The 20909-nt window shown below is 41.8% G+C and carries 27 protein-coding genes; 6 read left to right on the forward strand and 21 right to left on the reverse strand.

From position 1 onward, the window contains the following. Window positions 1-86: 86 nt before the first annotated feature. The 13 genes from M3M39_RS05905 to M3M39_RS05965 all read right to left on the reverse strand — a co-directional run bounded on the left by M3M39_RS05905 (window position 87) and on the right by M3M39_RS05965 (window position 8711). Window positions 87-1286 carry an acetate/propionate family kinase gene (locus M3M39_RS05905; protein WP_252796932.1) on the reverse strand — a complete coding sequence of 400 codons (1200 nt, stop codon included), beginning with the start codon at window positions 1284-1286 and terminating at the stop codon, window positions 87-89. A gap of 10 nt (window positions 1287-1296) precedes the next feature. After that, window positions 1297-2319: a class I SAM-dependent methyltransferase gene (locus M3M39_RS05910; protein ID WP_252796933.1), complete on the reverse strand. Its 1023-nt coding sequence runs from the start codon at window positions 2317-2319 to the stop codon at window positions 1297-1299. 66 nt (window positions 2320-2385) lie between these two features. Continuing rightward, window positions 2386-2559, reverse strand: a complete 174-nt coding sequence (locus tag M3M39_RS05915; protein ID WP_252796934.1) for a hypothetical protein — start codon at window positions 2557-2559, stop codon at window positions 2386-2388. Beyond that, window positions 2528-2947, reverse strand: coding sequence for a competence type IV pilus minor pilin ComGF (locus M3M39_RS05920; protein ID WP_252796935.1), 420 nt, complete (start codon window positions 2945-2947; stop codon window positions 2528-2530). Before M3M39_RS05920 ends, M3M39_RS05915 begins: the two co-directional genes overlap by 32 nt. Beyond that, the gene (locus M3M39_RS05925) at window positions 2937-3134 is read right to left on the reverse strand and encodes a type II secretion system protein (protein WP_252796936.1); all 198 of its coding nucleotides are present in this window, start codon (window positions 3132-3134) and stop codon (window positions 2937-2939) included. Before M3M39_RS05925 ends, M3M39_RS05920 begins: the two co-directional genes overlap by 11 nt. Beyond that, window positions 3109-3564 (reverse strand): type II secretion system protein, encoded by a 456-nt coding sequence (locus M3M39_RS05930; protein ID WP_252796937.1) that lies wholly within the window; start codon window positions 3562-3564, stop codon window positions 3109-3111. The genes M3M39_RS05925 and M3M39_RS05930 overlap by 26 nt, the downstream gene beginning before the upstream one ends. Next, complete coding sequence (comGC, locus tag M3M39_RS05935) at window positions 3548-3853, reverse strand: competence type IV pilus major pilin ComGC (protein ID WP_274705440.1); 306 nt, start codon at window positions 3851-3853, stop codon at window positions 3548-3550. The genes M3M39_RS05930 and comGC overlap by 17 nt, the downstream gene beginning before the upstream one ends. Beyond that, the gene (locus M3M39_RS05940; RefSeq protein ID WP_252796939.1) at window positions 3853-4872 is read right to left on the reverse strand and encodes a type II secretion system F family protein; all 1020 of its coding nucleotides are present in this window, start codon (window positions 4870-4872) and stop codon (window positions 3853-3855) included. The genes comGC and M3M39_RS05940 overlap by 1 nt, the downstream gene beginning before the upstream one ends. Continuing rightward, the gene (gene comGA / locus M3M39_RS05945) at window positions 4841-5800 is read right to left on the reverse strand and encodes a competence type IV pilus ATPase ComGA (protein WP_252796940.1); all 960 of its coding nucleotides are present in this window, start codon (window positions 5798-5800) and stop codon (window positions 4841-4843) included. Before comGA ends, M3M39_RS05940 begins: the two co-directional genes overlap by 32 nt. 84 nt (window positions 5801-5884) lie before the next feature. Then, window positions 5885-6622, reverse strand: coding sequence for a YebC/PmpR family DNA-binding transcriptional regulator (locus M3M39_RS05950; protein WP_252796941.1), 738 nt, complete (start codon window positions 6620-6622; stop codon window positions 5885-5887). Window positions 6623-6692: 70 nt separating this feature from the next. Next, window positions 6693-7700: a catabolite control protein A gene (ccpA, locus tag M3M39_RS05955; RefSeq protein ID WP_274705441.1), complete on the reverse strand. Its 1008-nt coding sequence runs from the start codon at window positions 7698-7700 to the stop codon at window positions 6693-6695. Between the two features lie 121 nt (window positions 7701-7821). After that, the gene (locus tag M3M39_RS05960) at window positions 7822-8274 is read right to left on the reverse strand and encodes a hypothetical protein (RefSeq protein WP_252796942.1); all 453 of its coding nucleotides are present in this window, start codon (window positions 8272-8274) and stop codon (window positions 7822-7824) included. 26 nt (window positions 8275-8300) lie between these two features. Further along, window positions 8301-8711 (reverse strand): DUF948 domain-containing protein, encoded by a 411-nt coding sequence (locus tag M3M39_RS05965; protein WP_252796943.1) that lies wholly within the window; start codon window positions 8709-8711, stop codon window positions 8301-8303. 154 nt (window positions 8712-8865) lie between these two features. On the opposite strand from M3M39_RS05965, the gene M3M39_RS05970 reads away from it, so the two are divergent. After that, on the forward strand, window positions 8866-9840 hold the full coding sequence (locus tag M3M39_RS05970) for a mechanosensitive ion channel family protein (RefSeq protein WP_252796944.1): 975 nt from the start codon (window positions 8866-8868) through the stop codon (window positions 9838-9840). Window positions 9841-9877: 37 nt separating this feature from the next. Here M3M39_RS05970 and M3M39_RS05975 read toward each other — a convergent pair whose 3' ends face one another. Then, a complete protein-coding gene (locus M3M39_RS05975) occupies window positions 9878-10471 on the reverse strand; it encodes an XTP/dITP diphosphatase (RefSeq protein WP_252796945.1) in 594 nt (197 codons plus the stop codon). Then, window positions 10461-11276, reverse strand: coding sequence for a glutamate racemase (murI, locus tag M3M39_RS05980; RefSeq protein ID WP_252796946.1), 816 nt, complete (start codon window positions 11274-11276; stop codon window positions 10461-10463). Before murI ends, M3M39_RS05975 begins: the two co-directional genes overlap by 11 nt. 114 nt (window positions 11277-11390) lie before the next feature. Here murI and M3M39_RS05985 point away from each other — a divergent pair, with 114 nt between their 5' ends. Beyond that, window positions 11391-11888, forward strand: coding sequence for a DUF2507 domain-containing protein (locus M3M39_RS05985; RefSeq protein WP_252796947.1), 498 nt, complete (start codon window positions 11391-11393; stop codon window positions 11886-11888). Between the two features lie 83 nt (window positions 11889-11971). Here M3M39_RS05985 and M3M39_RS05990 read toward each other — a convergent pair whose 3' ends face one another. Further along, on the reverse strand, window positions 11972-13582 hold the full coding sequence (locus tag M3M39_RS05990; RefSeq protein ID WP_252796948.1) for an ArnT family glycosyltransferase: 1611 nt from the start codon (window positions 13580-13582) through the stop codon (window positions 11972-11974). 95 nt (window positions 13583-13677) lie between these two features. Here M3M39_RS05990 and M3M39_RS05995 point away from each other — a divergent pair, with 95 nt between their 5' ends. From M3M39_RS05995 to M3M39_RS06010, 4 genes are all read left to right on the forward strand, one after another. Continuing rightward, the gene (locus M3M39_RS05995; protein WP_252796949.1) at window positions 13678-13932 is read left to right on the forward strand and encodes a hypothetical protein; all 255 of its coding nucleotides are present in this window, start codon (window positions 13678-13680) and stop codon (window positions 13930-13932) included. Then, a complete protein-coding gene (locus M3M39_RS06000) occupies window positions 13898-14845 on the forward strand; it encodes an MFS transporter (protein ID WP_252796950.1) in 948 nt (315 codons plus the stop codon). The genes M3M39_RS05995 and M3M39_RS06000 overlap by 35 nt, the downstream gene beginning before the upstream one ends. A gap of 404 nt (window positions 14846-15249) precedes the next feature. Next, a complete protein-coding gene (locus tag M3M39_RS06005; RefSeq protein WP_252796951.1) occupies window positions 15250-16713 on the forward strand; it encodes an APC family permease in 1464 nt (487 codons plus the stop codon). An 82-nt stretch (window positions 16714-16795) separates the two neighbouring features. Continuing rightward, complete coding sequence (locus M3M39_RS06010) at window positions 16796-17008, forward strand: hypothetical protein (protein ID WP_252796952.1); 213 nt, start codon at window positions 16796-16798, stop codon at window positions 17006-17008. Window positions 17009-17041: 33 nt separating this feature from the next. Here M3M39_RS06010 and trxA read toward each other — a convergent pair whose 3' ends face one another. From trxA to ruvX, 5 genes are all read right to left on the reverse strand, one after another. Beyond that, window positions 17042-17353 (reverse strand): thioredoxin, encoded by a 312-nt coding sequence (gene trxA / locus M3M39_RS06015; RefSeq protein ID WP_252796953.1) that lies wholly within the window; start codon window positions 17351-17353, stop codon window positions 17042-17044. A gap of 80 nt (window positions 17354-17433) precedes the next feature. Then, window positions 17434-19788 carry an endonuclease MutS2 gene (locus tag M3M39_RS06020; RefSeq protein ID WP_252796954.1) on the reverse strand — a complete coding sequence of 785 codons (2355 nt, stop codon included), beginning with the start codon at window positions 19786-19788 and terminating at the stop codon, window positions 17434-17436. Between the two features lie 18 nt (window positions 19789-19806). Continuing rightward, window positions 19807-20082, reverse strand: coding sequence for a cell division protein ZapA (locus M3M39_RS06025; RefSeq protein ID WP_252796955.1), 276 nt, complete (start codon window positions 20080-20082; stop codon window positions 19807-19809). Between the two features lie 88 nt (window positions 20083-20170). Further along, the gene (locus tag M3M39_RS06030; protein ID WP_252796956.1) at window positions 20171-20467 is read right to left on the reverse strand and encodes a DUF1292 domain-containing protein; all 297 of its coding nucleotides are present in this window, start codon (window positions 20465-20467) and stop codon (window positions 20171-20173) included. Between the two features lie 16 nt (window positions 20468-20483). Next, the gene (gene ruvX / locus M3M39_RS06035) at window positions 20484-20906 is read right to left on the reverse strand and encodes a Holliday junction resolvase RuvX (RefSeq protein WP_252796957.1); all 423 of its coding nucleotides are present in this window, start codon (window positions 20904-20906) and stop codon (window positions 20484-20486) included. Window positions 20907-20909 lie beyond the last annotated feature (3 nt).

A 20909-nucleotide genomic window follows, 5' to 3' on the forward strand; every position in this document is an offset into this window, starting at 1 on the left:
TTATACCCAATTCGTGAACATCTGTCTAAGTAAAATAAGTATAAAAAAAAAGGAAGTTCCGCTAAGAACCTCCCTTTCAAACTTAATTATTTATTTTGTTCTGCTAACGAAACAACGTCACGAACAATCATCAATTCTTCGTTAGTTGGAACTAACAGGGTTTTAATCTTGGAGCCAGCGGCACTCAAGTCTCGTTCCACCCCGCGAACGTTGTTCTTTTCTTCGTCAACGCCAATTCCAAAGTAGTGAAGTTGATCCGTAACTTCTTTACGAACCGTAATACTGTTTTCACCAACTCCAGCGGTAAAGACGATTGCGTCTGCACCACCCAATTCTGCGAGGTAAGTTCCGATGTAACGTACAATCCGGTTAACGTACATTTCTCGAGCAACTTTAGCCCGGTGATTAGTGTCTTGGGCAGCTTCTACATCCCGCATGTCGGCAGAAACACCAGAAATTCCCAGTAACCCAGATTTTTGGTTCAAGACCTTAATCATGTCTTCAATGTTTGTCATTCCTTCTTTTTCCATTACGTAAGCTAATAAAGAAGGATCAACGTCCCCAGATCTAGTTGCCATTGTAACTCCAGTTACTGGGGTAAAGCCCATCGAAGTATCATAAGATTTCCCGTTTTTAATGGCACAAATGGAAGCACCAGCTCCTAAGTGCATCACGATTAACTTCAAATCTTCTAACGGCTTTCCCAGAATTTCAGCTGTCCGCTGCGAAACATACCGATAACTAATTCCATGAGCTCCGTACTTACGAGCTTTATATTTTTCGTAATATTCGTATGGAAGACTGTATAAGTAATTCTTTTCTGGAATGGTAGAGTGAAAGGACGTATCAAACACTGCGACACTGATCACGTTTGGTAGGATTTTCTTAAAGGCTTTGATCCCTAAAACATTAGCTGGTTCATGTAAAGGAGCAAATTCGCTTAAACTTTCAATTTTTTGCAAAACTTCCGGGGTAATCACTACCGAACGGTCAAAGTATTCTCCTCCGGCAACAACCCGGTGTCCTACCCCGTTAATTTCGTTATAATCACTAATAATCTGTAAGTCTAACAATTGATCCAATAAAATTTGGATGGCAGCTTCGTGATCTTTAACTTCCGTTACATTTTCATATTTTTGGCCATCACCGTACTTAATGGTAACGTGGGCATCTGGCAGTGCAATTCGTTCGATTACTCCTTCTGCCACTACTTCTTCAGCAGGCATCTCAAATAATTTGAATTTTAACGTCGAACTTCCAGCATTAACCGCAATTACTTTACTCATAATGATCTCCTTATTGCTCTTTTTTCAGTAAATCTTGTTCTTCCCATTCCACAATTTCTGCTAAAAATCGTTGAAATGCATCTGGATCCTTAAATGAAGGAAACTCCCCGAGCATGACCTGCCCGACTTGCTGTGCTCCATGGCCTTGCTTTTGGACAATCATGATGGCTTTTTGTGCTGCTTGATTCTGGAATAATTCTCCAGGCAGATTAAGGATTCCCTGTAAGTATACATTATCCTGCATCCATTTTAACAGTCCCTTAGTTTCAGGACTCTGAAACAGCCCACTTGGAACTAGAAAAACCCCAAATCCACCGGGAACCAGATAATTAATGGCCTGTTCCATCAAGAGATGATGAACGTACGAATGTCCCTCGTTTGCGCGAGTGGCAAAGTGCTGAGCCCGCTCGTCAACCGGATAGTAACCAACGGGCAAATCAGATACCACTAAATCAACTGGTTCGGTTGGTAATTCGTCCAAAGCATCCTGATGAACTAGTTCTAAATCTAGACCTTGCATTTGAGCACTAATACTAGCTACAGAGATTAAAGAATCGTCGTTATCGATTCCAATTCCAGAAACTTGCTCATGCGCTTCCTGGTGCAGTTGATTCATCACTGCCGTCAATAAGTTGGCTGAGCCAACCGCTGGATCAAGGATTTTGACACGTTGTTGTTTCTTTACCAGCCGAATCGCCAAGTACCCCATTGTGTACGCAATGGTATCCGGCGTGATTTGATGGATTGCTTGAATTCGATCCACTTTAATCGCCTTAATCATTGCCATCTGGATTGCTTTTCGAATGGTGGTCGCATCTAGTTCGTGGTAATCGACCTGCTTGTATAAATCGCTCAGTGCTTGAACCTGATGTTCATTAGGAACTCCATTTTCGACGCGGACTTGATTATCATCAATCATATTGTCAGCTGTCTCAATCAAGGCATCCAGATAAGAAGTATCCAGTGCTTGCTTTAAAAGCTCGGCTGATTGGTCAAAAACTTGAAATAATTCTGTTGTTTGTTCTTCTGTCACATAATCAGCTCCTTTGGTGGGCTTCACCTATGACAATAGTACCGAATCACCCCTATCATTTCAAGATTAACCACGGCTAATCTGAATTTGGTGCTGATAATATTTAATCCGCGTTTGATTACTCTCAATGTACATGTTTGTCATTTGCGATTGGTACAGTAAAATCGTTCCAATCAAAACTAAAAAACAGATTGAAATAAAGGTTAAATTACCGAGACGCCAACGGTGCGTGCGCTTCATACCACTTTCCTCCCATTAAAATTTTAATGATCAGCCATTGCTGGTGCACGGAAAATTCTGTTTTTTGAACGTCCATTAACAGGGGCATGTAGCCGCCTTGACTGGTTCGTAATTTAACCGTTTGCTTAGAAACTAACAGATAGTAGCGCTGTTGCTCGGTTTGACTAGTTAGTTGAACCGCTTCTGCCGTGCAATGATCCACTTTAAATTGGAAGTGGTGCGACTCTAAAACATCAACGAAACGATAAAACTGGAGGGTTTGGTTTTGAACATTAACATCCGTTCGCATCAACCTAGATGTCATTAGCATTAAACTAATGCCAACTGCAATCAATCCAAGTGAAACTACCGTTTCAATCAACGTAAATCCCAGCCGTTTAGACTTCAATTTTCAGACCCGTACGCTGTTCATACGCTTTTCGAACAATTTTTAGTTGTGTGTCACAATCATGTGTTCGTTGATGAATTGTTTGGACCGTTTCAAAGTAAAAAAGACTTCCAGCGCAAATTACCAACAGGCCTACCAACGAATCGGCCAATGTAATTCCCTTACGCATTCGTTTTATGTTGTTCATTTACATAGCTCCCCCATCCCAATTGGAATTTTTGCCAAATTTCGGTCCGGCTCGCAGTAGACAGCCAACGCAAAGTTTGTGGCTTCACATATCCTTGATCAGTAATTTTAACCTCATACCAACGGACCGGACTTAGTCCCGGCGGCAGGTTAATTCTTTTTTGAAACTGGTTTCCATGATTGTAACTACGAAAAATAATTTGATCATGGGGGACAAATGTCACCGTAGCAGGCGTCTGCTTTTGGCGCGCTAATACTATTGTTCGATTCCATGTATTGGCAAAATCATGCCAAAAGGCAGTTTCTGTAACGGTGGCATCATTAAACCAGCGGACTCCTACCGTTAATGTTATTAGGGTGAATGAAGTTAATCCGAGGACAATTAAACTTTCTAACAGGGTGAATCCCATTCTTTTATTTTTGGTACGCATGGTTCCCCTCAATCACAATGCTTTCGGACTGGGCCTGTTGTACCTGTTTATCAGTAAGATAGTGATGTTCAACTAACTTAGGAAAGGTTACATTCGGATCCCCTTCTTCATCACTATAGGAATCAATTTGCGTTTGAACCATGGAAGTCATTGCAGAGCCATGAACGGAACGTGCGTGTTTTTTCTGGCTACCAAGGTTAGGAATGATTATCAAGATTAATAAAGAAATGATAAACAACACAATTGTCATCTCAATTAGAGTAAAACCTTTTCTTAGTTTAGTGATCATCAGTAGATTCCTTTCATTGCTTCATACATTGGCATCAACATCTGTAAGTAGGTGATAAAAATTAGTGCTCCAATTGCTAGGAATGACAATGGCTGAATGAGTTTAATCAGCGTGTCAGAGCTCTGCATTAGGCGTTGAAAATAGAGCTCACTTAACGCCAATAAATTTTGGCTAACTTGTTCTTGTTCACTTCCATTTTCTAAAAAAGTTACCATTTCGGGCGCAATGAAGTGATACTGAGCCAAACCTGCTTGCAGTCCATAACCACGCTGAATGGACTGTTCCACGCGCTCCCCCATTTCCCACAAGAGACTCTTCGTTTCAAACTGATGAAACACAAGGATTATTTGGTGTAAATCTAATCCGTTTTTAAACATCAACGCGAGGTTGTTTGCTACGTAATACGCATAGTAATTGCGAAAGAGCCGCCCAACTAGGGGCAATTTGACCAATAACTCTGCCCGTCGAATGCCTGTGACTCGTTTAAACAGAAAAAACAACAATCCAACCCCCAACACTAAAATCATTCCACCAACCCACCACCAGGGAAATGAAGTTCCTTGTGGGGTTTGGTTGGGCAATAAACTGGACGTTTGCGGCATGATTACGAGTTTGATAATCACGACCATCATAACTAACAACCCCACTAAAATTAGTGGATAGGTGACTAACGCTTTAATTTTTTGCCGTTGCTTCATTGTTAGTTGAATAAAGCGACTAATATCCAGCATGCCACTAATTACGTCGCCATGCTCATCAGCAATTCGCAGTTGTTGGTACAGATCCGACGTCAGAAAAAATCGCATTGAAGCTGACAGGTTTTGTCCCGCATCCAGTTGTTCCCGAATTTTTCGAATTAGTTTAGCATCGATGGGCGTGGTAGTTTCCATAAAATTTAAACTTTCCATCAAAGAAAATCCATTCCGAATCAATTCTGATAACGAAGCAAACAAGGCAGCTTGCTTTTTTAACGAAATAGACTGCTTATCATCCATTTTCAAACTTTTGAAAACATTCATTAGTAATCACTCCCTGCTGCTTAACGCGCTGAATTTCAGTTTGCCAGCTAACTTCAGCCGTTTGTGAGCGTACATTGCTTCGAAAAGCAACTAACGCTTTCGTATCCGTACTAGTGCTTGGCAATAATCGTTGATAAACGGTTGCGGTCAACGCTGCTTGACATTGGGCTTTGGTAACATTCAGGTCTAATAAGCGTTCCTCAATTCCTGCCAAATTTTTATCGTGAATGGTACTAAGGACCAAGTGCCCCGATAAAGCGGCTCGAATCGCAATTTGAGCTGTTTCTTGATCCCGAATCTCTCCAATGATAAAAACATCAGGACGTTGTCGTAGACCAACTTTAAGTAGATTAGAGTAAGTCATTCCCGCTTGCTCATTCACTTCTAACTGTAAAAAACGTTCCTCAAAAATTTCAACGGGATCTTCAATCGCCATGATCATATCGGTGATAGGCAGGGAGCGAGCGAGTTCATAAATCGTGGTTGTTTTGCCAGATCCAGTAGGACCAGCAAACAATAAGAGCCCTCGGTGCTGCGTCAGCTGTTGTAACTGGTTCAGCACTTGAGGATTAAAAAACTGACAGTGACGTTGATCACCATCATAAATAATTCGCAATACCAATGCTTCATGTTGATTAAAGCTGCCGACCGTTGCCAATCGGATCCGTAAATTGCGGTTTAATCCCCGTAAGCGAAGCGCCCCTAGCTGCGGTCTCCGTTTCTCTGCAATGGACATTCCTCCTCTATATTTACAGTAGGTTAAAACCCGTTGAGCAGTTGCATGATCCAACTCCGATAGTTGAATCACCCCTTGCAACGTATGCATCTTCACTTCGTAATTTTGACTTTTAGGTAAAAAATAGACATCTGAAGCTCGTTTTTCTAACGCAAACGTCATAATCTCTTGAAATAGTTGCTTAATTTCCATGCTCATTCACATCCTTTGTCTGTAAATACGCAAAAAAAGCCGCAACCTTCGTTAAGATTGCGACTTTTCGTAACTATTTAATTATTATTCGACATCTTCTGGTAAAACTGCTGCTTCGTAAACGTCTTGAACGTCATCATTATCTGATAATTCGTCAATTAAGCCCGTGTACTGAGCAACTTTATCTTCTGGAACTTCCGTCGTAGTTTGTGGGAACAAACGTACCTCAGAATTATCCAGTTGATATCCAGCTTCTTGTAAAGCATCTCGAACGGCAGTCATACTGCTTGGTTCAGTAAAAATTTGATATTCATCTGCAGTGGCCTTCATGTCATCTGCACCAGCATCTAATGCGGCCATTAACATCGAATCTTCATCATCATCAGTTTGATCCCGTAAAACTACAATGTAGCCCTTTCGATCAAACATGTAAGAAACTGAACCGTTTGTTCCTAATGAACCGCCGTGGTGAGAGAAAGCAGATCGAACTGCAGCAGCAGTCCGGTTCTTGTTATCAGTTAAAGTGGATACCATTACGGCCGTTCCACCAGGTCCATAACCTTCGTAGGTTACTTCTTCGAACTTGGCTCCACCAACTCCAGAAGCCTTGTCCAAAGCCCGTTGAACGTTATCCTTAGGCATATTAGCTGCCCGTGCTTTTTCTAATTCTAGCCGTAATTGGGGGTTCCCATCCGGGTCAACTCCACCAGCTTTAGCGGCTTGATATAAGTTTCTAGAAATCTTTTGGAAAATTTTTCCTCGCTTAGCATCTTGAGCGTTTTTACGGCCCTGAATGTTATGCCATTTTGAATGTCCTGACATTTTAAAGCACTCCTTCCGTAATTCGAAATTAACATTATCAATTATAGCAACAACCGTTGCTATAAGCAACTTACGCGCTTTTAGTTGAACCGCGTTGCTTCATTCCAAAGGGAAGTAAAACTTGTTTTTGCTCAACATCATCATTATCCATTAATTTTGTCAACAACCGCATTGATACAGCCCCAACATCGTATAACGGCTGCGTAATTGTTGACAAAGTCGGCCGTGTCATTTCTGTGATCTTGGTATTATCACTTGTTGCAATCTCAAATTGTTCAGGGACATTGACCCCCCGATCGTTCATTCCGTTCATAATACCAGCCGCAGCATCATCGTTACTAACCATCGCCGCTGTCGCTTGTTGTGCCAATAACTTGTCACACAGTTCGTAACCATCATCGTAATCAGTGGCTTCAAAAAGCAAATCTGCAACAAACGGTAAATTATGTTCTTGTAAAGCTTCCCGATAGCCAGGAAGACGAAAAGCTTGATTAATTGCTCGCTTTAAATCACCAGCAACAAAAGCGATTCGTTGATTTCCTGTCTTCACAAGTTCATTCACCTGACTATGCACAGCTTGCTGGTAGTCAATGTTAACGTTTGGAAAATCATTCTGCGGATCAACTGATCCGGCTAAAACAACTGGGATGCGTTCTTCCTTAAATTCATCTCGAACTGCTGGACTAAGTTCATTACCCATAAAGATGATTCCATCGACCTGCTTTGAGTACAACGTGTTGAGTGCTTTGACTTCCTTTTTTTCATCACCATCAGAATTAGTCAAAATAATGTTATATTGATACATTTCGGCAATATCATCAATTCCCCGGGCAAGTGCTGCAAAGTAAGAATTCGTAACGTTTGGAATGATTACTCCAACCGTTGTCGTTTTTTTACTAGCCAGCCCTCGCGCAACATCATTCGGCCGATAATTAAGGCGTTTGACTACTTCCATCACCTTTTTTTCCGTCGCAGGTTTTACGTTATGATTGTGGTTAACCACACGCGAAACCGTTGCCATAGAGACTTGCGCCTCACGTGCTACATCATAAATGGTCACCGTTTGTTTCTTTTTCAAAGCACTCCCTCTTTTCTAAAGTACATCTCCTTTTAGGATAGCAAAGAAACCGTTTTCATTCAAGCAATTAGCCAATAAAAAAAGCCCGCTAATGGGCTTTTCTTTTTAAGAATTAATTTCCTTACTTTTGGTGATCAGCACGGTCTGAACCTTTTTCATCATCACTATTTTGAGGTGCAAAAGCATCATCCATATCAACCGTAATGTCATCAGTTTCGTCTGATTTTTCTTCATCAGTTAGCGGCTGTTTAGCAACCGGTAGGGTGTTTAAGTAACCTTGTAACTGGTTTAAATCATCCTTTAAATCATTTAACTTATCACTAACTTTATCCGAAGTATCAGCTAATGAATCACGATAATCAGTTACCTTATCGTTAACCATTTCACGGGCATCTGCTAACGCATCAGCTGCATAAAAGGCATAGTCAACCGCACGATCCTTAGCATCTTCTGCTGTTTCTAAAACGTGTTTGCGAACTTCAGCTTCTTTTTCAGCATCTAACGTCCGAAACGCTAAGTATGCCGCTGCTCCACCTAAAACGCCGCCTAACAATAAACCTTTTTTCGTATCCATTGTATTTTCTCCTAAATTTTAAGTGCTTATTTCTTATCTTTTGCCACTTTAGCTGCTTTTTGATCCTTCTTCTTAGCGAAATGTTTTGAAATTTGGTTCGTTGCAATTCCTAAAATGGAAGTTTTAGTAAATAATTGCACCCGATTTTTAATATTTTCAATTGTTGCTCGAGTCCCATTGTTAACGTCTGAAACAGTTGTTCCTAGGTCAGCAGCTGCTTGAAATACCGGATCAACTTGGTCTAACTTGGCATTCACGTTGGTTAATAACTCGTCTGCTTGGTGACTAAGGGTGTCAATGTTGTCAGTTACTTTTTCCAAGTTTTGAGAAACGCCATCCAAAACCTTCACCGTATGCACTAAAGTAACACATAAAAAGATTACTAACAGTAAAAATGCTAACGCAGCAATCAAAGCTGCAATTCCTCCAATTGTCATAACTTACCTCCTAGATGGTTTCTAACAGGTTAAGAATAGCATTAATCATAATTTAAAACAATCTTAATCTAATTTTACACGTGATAATTCTTTAATTTAACGGGGTGAGTTTGCTAAAATGAAAGAATGAAATACACTAAAAAGGAGCTTGCTTATGCAGTTAATCACATTAGCTAGTCAAACTTCAGCTAATTTAGTCCAATATACTAATAATACCGTCATTAACCGGTACTTAAATAATTTTGATTGGAATAAAATTGTCGCTGATCTGACTTCTAAAATTGTTACGATTATTTTACTTTCGATTCTGTTTCTAGTTATTGCTAAGGTCGGAAAAAGCATTATCTATCATGTTTTCCATCATCGCGATCTCAAAAAGCAACAACAATCCACTCTAACTAATGATCCAGGCCGAAAACGAAACAAAACAATCTATAGTTTATTAGAAAATGCTTATAACTATATCGTGCTATTCTTCTGGCTATACTCAATTCTTTCAGTAATGGGAATTCCGGTTGGAACTCTCATTGCTGGGGCTGGAATTTTTAGTTTAGCCATTGGGCTTGGAGCACAAGGATTCGTCAGCGATATTGTTAGTGGATTTTTCATTCTTTCCGAACGCCAAATCGAAGTCGGCGAACACGTCAAAATTAATGGGATTGATGGATTTGTGGCAGCCGTGGGATTGCGGACCACTCAAGTTAGAAGTGCCACGGGAACCGTCAACTTTATTCCTAATCGCAATATCTCCACGATTTCCAATCTATCTCGTGGTAATTTAACTTCCCTCGTTGACATTCGTATTACTCCAGAGGCTCCTATCAAAAAAATTGAATCAATTATGCAAGACGTTAATGAGAAAAAGAAGGGTTCTAACTCTGATGTAATTGGTGATCCACTTGTGTTTGGAACAGTATACCTGGCAGATGGATCGTTAGCGGTTGAAGCCTGCATCACTTGTAAAAACGGCACTGAAGATGATGTCCAAGCTGAATACCTACAGGCTTACCTCACCGCCCTGCAGGAAGCTGGGATTGATTTACCTCTCTCTCCTCAAACCGTTCAACCACCACAAAAACCAACTGCTCCAGCTAGTACTCAAGTTACAACCCCAATTAAAACTAAATAAAAATAATCCTACTTTGAGACAAAGTAGGATTATTTTTTTACCACCAGTAATTTAAAACTTGTTGTAATTTTTCGAGTGCACGCCCCCGATGGCTAACTTGATTCTTCTCGTCATCGGTCAGCTCAGCCAGTGTTTTTTGTAAAGTGGGCACATAAAATAATGGATCATAGCCAAAACCATTGTTACCCCGGGGTTTCGTTAAAATTTCTCCAGATACGATTCCCGTCACGTGTAATTTTTCTCCCGTTGGTTTCATAATAACTAACGAAGTGTGGAAATAAGCATTCCGATCATCAGAATGCTGCAACCGTTTTAATAATTTTTGATTATTCGCCTGGTCATCATGATCACCGGCATACCGCGCTGAATAGATTCCTGGTTCCCCGTTAATGGCTGGAACTACTAGTCCAGAATCATCAGCTAGCACCGGCACCTGGAGCGCATTGGCCACCGTTTGAGCCTTAATGGTAGCATTTTCTTCAAACGTTTTCCCATTCTCATCGATTGCCGGAATATTATCAAAATCAGCAATTGATTTAATCGAAAAACCTAATGGTTCAAGCATTTCTTTAAATTCACGAATTTTATTTTGATTATTAGATGCAATTACAATTTCTTTACTAGTCGTCATAATGTTCCAGCTGATCTGGAGTGACCAACTGCACGTCCACCTTTCTATTAAGCCATTGTTCTCCCACTTTTTGAAATCTTTCTGGATCTTTGGATGTATAAAAAGTGTGATCCGGATCCTGTGGTCCTGCTAATAAATCTTGTTGTTGCAATATCCGTTGTGCTTGAGAAACTGTTTCTGCTCCTGGATCAACCAGCGTCACTTTGGAGCCGATTTCGTTTTGAATCAGATCTCTGATGATGGGGAAATGAGTACATCCTAAAACTAGAGTATCAATTCCACTCCCCCGCAACGGTTCTAGCCCTTCTGCGACTAGCTGTCGAACCCGTTCACTGCGATAATCCCCCTGTTCCACCAATGGAATAAAGGTTGGACAAGCAACCTCAACTACTTCTGCCTGTGGCGCGAGCTTTTGAATAGTACTCCGGTAGGCATGACTGTTCACCGTGGCCCGGGTTGCAATTACTCCAATTTTTTGTTGGGAACTTGCCCGAAGTGCTGACCGACTTCCAGCTTCAACAACCCCTAATACGGGAAACGGTAGTGCTTTTTTCAAGGTTGATAACGCTAACGCTGAAGCAGTATTACAAGCAATAATCATCATCTTCGCCTGTTTTTGGGCAAAAAAGCGTCCAATTTGCAACGAATAATCAATTACTTGTTGCGGTTGTTTTTCACCGTAGGGAAGATGAGCTTCATCACCAAAAAAAAGGGTATTTTCCTGTGGCAACTGGGCGAAGGCCGGCTTTAAAATCGTTAGTCCTCCCACTCCAGAGTCCATAAATGCGAGTGGTGCTGTGTTCATTTTTCTCTCCCCTTTCGCTAAATCAATTATACTATAAAGTTGATGAATCTTTTTTCAAATGAACGTTATGATAGAATGGAATGCAAAGTCTTTTTGATTGGAGCAACTAATATTATGAGCAAACAGAACCAAAGCGATTTTAATAAGTATCAAGAACTGAATTCCGATTTAGCTGATTGGAGTACCTATCTTCTCCGTGACGAACTTCTTCCGGATCTTTTAAGTGATGACTTAAGTGATATTTTGTATTGGGCCGGCAAGAACTTAGCCATTAAATTTCCGGTTGCAACTGCCGACGTTCCTGCTTTTTTTGCTGCAAATCGTTGGGGAACCCTGACCAAACAAAAGGAAGCAGGAACAAAGCTCGTCTGGCAATTAAGTGGGACCCCAGTTACTCAGAGATTAAAAATGAATAAAGAGTGCGATTTCATGCTCGAAACGGGCTTTTTGGCTCAAACTCAGGAACAAAATAGCGGGAGCATTTCTGAAGCGGAATCCAAAAAGAAATTAACTGGTCCCATTGAAATCACGGTGGTCACTGATCCCAATCAACCTGCTCCAGAGCAGGCTCCCAATCCAACGGTGGTTTTACCACAAGCTAATCCAGAATAAATAAAAAAGAGGTTGCCGATGTAGCGTCGTCTCCCATCAATTCAAGTTTGACTTAGAGGGAGGTAGCTCAGCTGGGCCTCTTTTTATTTGCGTTTAAATAACCAGTACTGCGTCGGATTTCCTTGTGATAATTGTGAGTGGGTCGCAACTAACCGATAATTCATTTGTAAAACCCGAATTCCTTGACGACCCTGCTTCGTTTGCAAGCTCTTGCCGTGTTGCCAATGCTTGGTCGGCGGAGTAGCAATTACAACCCATTCCACTTGTTTGTGTTGCATAGCGCTAATTCCCGATTCCAACATTGCGGGTAGTTTTTGTTCTGGAATGTTATTTTTTTCAAAATAGTAAACCGTTGGGTATGCACCAGAGGTTAGGTAAAAGCCATTTTCCAAAAAATCAAACGTTAACAGCGTGGGGCGCCCCTGGCTTTGTTGGCGCATCAACTTACCAAACTGAATTTGGGCTGGTACTTGGCGTTTTTTAGTGGGGTGTAAGGTCACAGAAGGATTATTTTTTACCAATCGCGAAGACCACGGGTTAGAGTTAATGATTAGTAATGCCATTAGTAATCCCACGATTTCAAGACTAAAAATCCCAACCGGATGGTAATTCCGTTTCCAAATGTTGGCTTTAATAACAATCTGCTTCAATAAAACTAGCCCTAAAATTGCACATAACAAAATGTCTGGAAAATAAGCTAAATAATAGTACGGACCAAATTGACCACCGTATAAGACCAATACACCATTACTAAGCATCATTGCGATTAACAACCATTTAGTTGGTAAACGCAACAAATGTCGTTGCCAAACAAGAACAGCGATTCCAATGATTACGATTAATCCTAATTCTGGCTGTTCTAAACCTAAAAAGTGAATTAACGCCCCACATGAATGGCCTAATTTCTGCAGTGGTGTTCCATGATTCTTACTGTACAAAGTTAAATTATCAATGAAGTAAACTCGAATAAACGCTGGTAATGCATCTTTCCAGCCAAAGTAGAGCAACCACGGAACCGTACTCACGAGAAAGCCTAAACCGGACCAACCAATCATCAAAAACAGCCCGCGCCATTTTTTTTGCAGCACTAACCACAGCGTTAGGCCGCCAAACAGAGCAATCCAGGTGCCTAACAAGCTATACTTAGCAAAAAAGACGATTCCTACTAATAGCCCTTGAAAAAACCAAGCTAATTTTGGTAATTGGGGCAGCTTTTGATCAAATTGACACACCACTAGCAGTGCACTCAAAATGGCGGGATAAACCCAAAACTCCACCGTTCCTCCATAACTGTAGTAAGGCTCCATTAGTACGAATAAAACGGAGGCCAGTGCAATTCCAACTGCCGTTTTTTGGCTAAACCACAGACTAGCTAATTTCCACGCTGCTAATGTAATCAACCACAAACCCACAATCTCAAAGAGAGCCGCTCCCCAAAAAGTGGTAAAGGAAATTTTACTAGCTAATCCATACAATAGATAAACATAGGGACCCTTTTGTTCAAAAACATCACGATAGGTCACAATTCCGTGCATTAGAGCCTTGCCGACCGTTAAATAATTATTGTTATCACCCGTATAATTAAAATCATACAACGGTGAACTGTACGAAAAAATTCCGATTAAAAGTACGCTCCACCCGAGTAACAACAACATAATCAGGCTGGAGTGGCGCTTGAGCTTTATTTTAGGCATAGTTCGACCTCTTTTAATTTTTCATCTTTAAATATTATACCGTTTTTTGCTAAACTCAGAAGACGGCTAATATCACGAAAAGGAGTTTTAACAGCATGAAAGAATTCAAGGTGCAAACCATCCTTTTAATCGCCATTGCCTTCATCTTGGGAATGAGCGAATTTATTATTATCGGGGTGCTTGGGAACATTGCCAAAACTTTTCACGTAAGTTTTGCCAGTGTGGGCTTTTTGACGACCCTCTTTGCCCTGATCTATGCCATTTCTACCCCAATTTTATCGCTTTTTAATTGGGAAGCATTCTTTAAAAAAGGTCATGAATGTTGTTTTAAGTTGCTTTATTCTTGGTAATCTCATTGCAGCAACTGCGTCTAGTTTCACCCTATTGACAGTGGCTCGGATTATTACTGCACTTGTATCTGGGATTACCATTTCCATTACGATTACCTTCGCTACTCATATTGCTCCCGTGCCAAAGCGGGCTTGGATTGTGGCGTGGGTTTTTTCTGGATTTAGCATTGCTTCTGTCTTTGGTGTGCCCGTAGGTACTTGGTTAAGTGGTTTGTTTGGGTGGCGCCTCATTTTCCTGTTGATTGCAGTTCTAGCCGGGATCATCCTTATCTTGTTTGATTTCTCTTTACCCGGTTCACTTCATCAACAACCCGTTAACCATTTTACCGAACAATTTAAGATTCTTACCGATCATCGTATTCAATTGGGAATTTTGATCCCCATTTTTAATCTTGGTGGGGTCTACGTCGTTTATACCTATGCCACTCCCATTTTAACTGACCACTTTGGTTATAGCCTTACTTTTGTTACGGTTTTCTTGCTGTTATACGGGGTGGCCTCTCTTTTAAGTAATCAGTACAGCGGTAATTTAGCCGCTCACAACGGCTTACAGCGTAGTTTAAAATTTTATTTGCTCCAACTAGGTGCACTTTTAGCGACTTCTTTCTTCTTTAACGTTCCGGGCGCAGTACTAGGTGCCATTTTAATCATGGGATTCACCATCTATCTTGCTGGATCCACCCTCCAACTTTTTTATATGTCGATTGCGGAAACAGATTATCCCCAATCATTAGTGTTGGCGTCTTCATTTAACCCCATTTTTAGTAACGTCGGGATTGCAGTGGGATCAGCTTGCGGTGGTTTAATTGTCGATCACCTAGGGATGTCCGCGCTCGGCTTTGGAGGGGCCGTTTTAACTGCCGGAGGATTACTCACAACTTGGTATCTGACTAAACGCTTTAAGCCAAAATAAAAATGGTGGTTGACAGCCATCTTAATTCAGCCTATACTTTTAAAAAATCTTAAATAAGGGAGTTTTTCTCATGGTTCAGATGTCCGCCAGTTTAATCGCATTATTCATTTTCGTCAGTTTAATTACCCGGCGTGTGGATAATGCAGGACGTCTCTAACCACTGAGAACTTGTTTAAGTCCACACAGATTCAAACAGGAAACTGTGATGGGCTTTTACCTAATGGCCTTTTAAAACCATCCAGTTTCTGCTAGATTCTGGGTGGTTTTTTTCATAAAAAAGGAGGGAGCGCCGCGTTTCAGTTCAGTAACCATCTCCAATTAGGGTTTTGAATCACTAAACCGGAACCCACCAAAACTAGTTGAATTCCTGATTCAAAATTCAACAAGCTTCAAAGGAGGAGCACATGAAAAATATCTTCAAAAAAATGAACGAAAAAGTTGATTTTCGTTTCTACGCCAACAAGGATCAAAAGTTGGAAAAAACGTTGACCGTTAAAGACTTTTTAGCTCTGGGATTAGGAACAATTTTATCAACTTCCATCTTTACCCTTCCCGGGGTTGTGGCCGCTAACTACACGGGACCTGCGGTGGTTATTTCATTCTTACTAGCAGCCGTCGTTGCTGGATTAGTGGCAATGAATTACGCTGAAATGGCTTCGGTTCTGCCGTTTGCGGGTTCTGCCTATTCCTGGATTTCGGTTCTGTTTGGCAAATTCTGGGGTTGGGTGGTTGGTTGGGCGTTGCTGGCCGAATACCTGATTGCCGTAGCTTTCGTAGCTGCCGGATTATCGGCTAACGTCAAGGGGCTAATTTCCCCGCTTGGGTGGAAACTGCCCAATGCAATTGCCAATCCACTAGGCACTAATGGTGGAATTTTTGACTTAATTGCAGTAATCGTGGTCGCACTAGTGACCTTTATCCTACTACGTGGTGATTCGCAAACAACGAAAGTCGCAAACGTTTTGGTAATTTTAAAGCTACTTGCAATTGTTACCTTCGTTGTTGTAGGGGCAACGGCAATCAAAGCTCAAAACTACGTTCCTTTCTTTCCCAAACCACATATGAATGCTGATGGAACCATGTTTGGGGGTTGGCAAGGAATTTATGCCGGAATTTCAACTATCTTTCTATCTTACATTGGCTTTGATTCCATCGCCGCTAACTCTGCGGAAGCTAAAAACCCCCAAAAAACGATGCCACGTGGAATCATTGGCTCCCTTATCATTGGAACCATGTTTTTCGTTGCTGTTTCATTGGTATTAGTGGGGATGTTTAAATACAGCATGTACGCTGGAAACGCTGAACCAGTTGGTTGGGCTCTTCGACAGGAAGGTCACGTTATCATCGCTTCCGTCGTTCAAGCAATTGCCGTGGTTGGAATGTTAGTTGCTTTAATTGGAATGATGATGGCCGGTTCCCGGTTGATTTACTCCTTTGGACGTGACAAGATGCTTCCAAAGGGATTGGGCAAACTGAACGGGAAAAACATTCCCGCCAACGCCCTCTGGATTATTACCATTGTTGGGATTGTAATGGGAGCCATCTTCCCATTTACTTTCTTGGCCCAATTGATTTCTGCCGGAACACTGATTGCCTTTATGGCTGTTTCTCTGGCCATGTATCCATTGCGAAAACGGGAAGGAAAAACGTTACCAAACGCTGCTTACCAGCAACCATTCTTCCCCGTTCTCCCAATCTTAGGGTTCTTGGGTTCCCTAGCCGTCTTTCTGGGACTTGATATCCAAGCTAAGATTTACTCCATTGTTTGGTTCTTAATTGGAGTAATAATTTACTTTGCTTATGGTTACCGTAACTCTGATTCGGAACTCCCCGCTGAAAGCGATAAGGAAATCGAAGAAAATCTATAGGAAAAGGAGACGTTTTTAGTCTCCTTTTTTCTTTTTCATAATATAATGAATGTGAAGTAATGATCGAGGAAGAAGTGATTAGATGAGTAAAAAAGAAGTCATCGCCGCTGGATTAGTATTAATTATGCTTTTCTGTTTATTATTACAGGGAATCAGCTACCTAGTGAGTGCCGGAAAGCTCTCCCCTAAGCAAGAGCGGTTTAATCACTTTTTAGAGAATATCTACTGTCTCTGTTTATTTGGAATTGGCATTCTCGTCGTCATGATTGCCATTGTTCATGATCAGACTCCATAAAAAAAGGAAGCTCATGCTGAGCTTCCTTTTTCGTTAGGCCGTGTAATTAGCCAACGTCTTTTGTAATTGAGCCTTGGGGTGATATCCCACAACTTGGTCAACTACTTTACCATCTTGCAGGATTAACAAAGTTGGAATACTCATGATTCCAAATTGTCCCGCCGTTTGTTGGTTATCGTCCACGTTCATTTTGCAGAACTTGATGCCCGTTTCTTCATTGGCCAGTTCTTCAACTACTGGACCTTGCATCTTACATGGACCACACCATGGGGCCCAAAAATCAACTACCACTGTTCCAGTTGCTGTTTCAGCAGCAAAATTAGCATCTGTAATTTCGTGTACCATGTTAATTTCCTCCTTCATTAACTCATTAACTTACTAACTGTAAGTATAACAACTTTAATTTAAATTACAATCATTTAACCTTATTTGAATTTTACCACCGTTGAACCGTCACCACCAGCATTAGCTGGAGAAAAACCGAAAGAAGCAACCTGCCGATTTCGTTTTAGGTAATTCGTAACTCCCGTCCGTAGTGCTCCAGTTCCTTTCCCGTGAATAATGGTAACTGACGGATAACCGGCTAACAAAGCCGCATCAATGTAACGATCTAAGCGCTGCATGGCCTCTTCATATCGGACTCCTCGCAGATCCAAAGTGGTGGATAAACCACTTGACTTAGTTCTACGGACGCTGGCTGTGGCCTGGTGTTTTGGCTTTTCTGGTTTGACCTTTTCTAGATCATTTTCGGAGACTTTCATCTTCAAAATTCCCAGTTCAACTTCCCAATCGTGGTTTCCGACTTTTTTCAACAAAACCCCACGTTGACCATATGTTTTGACGAGGACATCATCCCCCACGTGAAAAGATTTTTTTGCTTTTTGGCGCCGTAAAACCCGATTATGTTGTAGTTCCGGATGTTGTTCAAGTGCATTGAGCTTCCCTTGATCTGCAATTAATTCGTGTTCTTTGATATTAGCACCCTGCTTTTGCTTGTGGTGCAGATCAGCAATTACCGCATTGGCTTCCCGCTTGGTTCGTGACACAATTTGATTGGCATCACGTTTCGCCGCATTTAGCATTTGCTCTCGTTGATCAGTAAACTGAGTAAACTTAGTTTGCAGTTCATCATGCAAATCAGTTGCTTCAGCCAATTCAGCTTCTAACTTCTCAGCCCATTCATTGGCTGCCTTGGTTTGCTTAGTTAACTGCTGAATCATCCGGTTAATTTCTTGACTATCCTGGCTCGTTAGCGACTGAGCTTCGGCCACCACGTCAGCTGGCAATCCCAACCGCGCTGCAATGCTCAATGCATTACTTTGTCCCGGGATCCCCATCAATAAGCGATAGGTTGGTTGCAACGTTTCTTCGTCAAACTCCATCGAAGCATTCGTTGTTTCCGGGCGGTTGTAACCGTAAACCTTTAGTTCTGGATAGTGTGTCGTGGCCAGCACTTCACTTTGTTTGGTTCCAATGGCATCCAAAATTGAGATGGCAAGGGCGGCTCCCTCGTGCGGATCAGTCCCAGCCCCGAGTTCATCAATTAAGACCAGACTGTCCTTCGTCGTTTGTTGCAGGATCTGAATAATGTTATCCATGTGTGAAGAAAAAGTACTTAAGTTTTGTTCAATGGATTGTTCGTCGCCGATGTCAGCAAAGACTTCGTCAAACAATCCTGCCTGACTTCCTTCGGCGGCTGGAATAAATAGTCCGGATTGCGCCATTAGTTGCAGCAAACCCAGTGTTTTCATTGTGATTGTTTTTCCCCCGGTATTTGGACCGGTGATAATAATTTGGCGGTAGTCGTAACCCAGAATTAAGTCATTTCCCACCACGTGCTCCTGATCAATTAACGGATGGCGCGCTTGTTTTAAATGAACTTGATTGGCAGCCGATAAAGTCGGTTTCGTCGCTTGCAGTTGTGCCGCAGCGCGAGCCTTAGCGTTGATAAAATCAAAGTGACCCAACTTTGTAGCGTTTTGTTGCAAAGCCGCTTGTTCCGGTCGCAACAAATCAGAAAGTTCTCGCAACAAGCGTTTAATTTCTTCTCGTTCATTAATTTGTTCGCTCCGCAGGTCATTGTTAAGTCCCACCACGCTAGCGGGTTCAATGTATAAAGTTTGCCCGGTGGCACTTTGATCGTGGACAATTCCCCCAAATTTTTGTTTGGCTTCCGCTTTCACTGGGATCACGTAGCGATCATCCCGAATCGTAATTACGGGTTCACTAAGATCCTCGGCTTTTTTACCGTGCATGTAGCTTTCCATGCGGCCTTTAATGGTTCCCTGTAACTGCAAAATCTGCCGGCGAATGGATCGTAGCGTCGCAGACGCCTCATCCTTTAAAAAGCCATTTTCATCCACTGACCGCTGCAGGCGTTCCGTGATTTCAGGAAGCACAGCAAAAGATTCTGCTTCTTGATCTAAAAGATTCAACTCCACGTGTTCATCCGCTAACTCATTAAAAAAGCGTTGAACCCGCAGACTGGCCCTAAGCACCACGTTGATCCGAGCCAATTCCTTCCCGTTTAAACTGGCGCCAACGGCTAAGCGCTGTAACGCCGGTTGGACCCCCTTCAATTTGGGCAACGGGATCGTCCGATTCAATCGGTACAAATGAGCGCCATCGTCCGTTTCATCTAACCAGCGCTGCACGGTGGCTGGTGTAGAACTCGGCAATAATTGCTTCAGTTCTTCGTGGCCGGCTTCGGTCACTAAAAACGGTGCAATCTGATCCTTAATCCGTTGGTATTCTAATGTTTGTAAAATTTTTTTGTTCATAAACTAACAACACCTTGCTTATCTAGTTGTGTCTGTTTGATCTGAATTATCATGCTCGAGTTGGGCTTTTAATTGGTCTAACTCTAATTGTTTATCCAACTGCTCTGAAATTGCGTTAAACGCCAGCAAAATGGCAGCATCTTCCTCGCTTAGGTTCTGGGATTGGCTCTTTAGTTTCGTTAAATCGTCGTTTAAAATCTTGGCCACGGCCCGCATATGTTGATCAGATGCTGCTCCAATTAACGTATATTCTTTTTTGCCAATTCTCGTTTTAAATCTTCGTTTATTATTCACGTCAAGCCCTCCAATATGCTCTATTTTATCATGCTGACGGGAAAAAAGGGACCAACACCATAAGTGTTGGCCCCTTTTTTATGCATACTTACATTTTGCCGTTTGGATCTAAGAAGGTGTTTAAAGTTTCTTGCACCATTTCCCATTCGGCATCACTCTCAATTGGTTCCAGATCCGCATCATCAGGAGCAGTTGGATCAGCTCCCTTTGGTAACGCATAAGCTTCAATGTTAATACTATCGTTTCCTTCTTCTGAAGCTGGATACATCAAAATGTAAGAACGACCATAGTCTTCTGAGGAAAACGTAAATAATTCGTTATAAAGAATTTCATTGCCATCCTCATCAATGAGGGTAATTTGTTCTGCTTGTGGTTCTTCAGCCATAACCTTACTCCTTTCGTTAATTATGATTACGATCAAGATAACCCTGTAGGATCAATTCAGCTGCTACCTTGTCAATTACTTTTTTCCGTTTGGCTCGCGAAACATCAGCCTTTTCAATTAACATTCGTTCCGCTTCTACGGTTGTTAACCGTTCGTCTTCAAATTCGACGGGGAGATGAAATTTAGCGCGCACCATTTTGCCATAGCGTTTGGATGCTTTCACCCGTGGTCCGGCGGTATTATTCATATTTTTGGGCAAGCCAATCACGACTAGTTGTACGTCATTGGCTGCAATGAGCTCTCCAATGCGTTCCAATCCAAATTCCTTTTCGTCTTCATCAATGGGAACGATTTCCACCCCCTGGGCCGTCCAGCCTAGGGCATCACTAATGGCAACTCCGACCGTTTTTGAACCCACGTCTAATCCCATAATCTTCATTTT

The organism is Fructilactobacillus hinvesii (assembly GCF_024029435.1).
In the GTDB taxonomy this organism is placed as follows: domain Bacteria; phylum Bacillota; class Bacilli; order Lactobacillales; family Lactobacillaceae; genus Fructilactobacillus; species Fructilactobacillus hinvesii.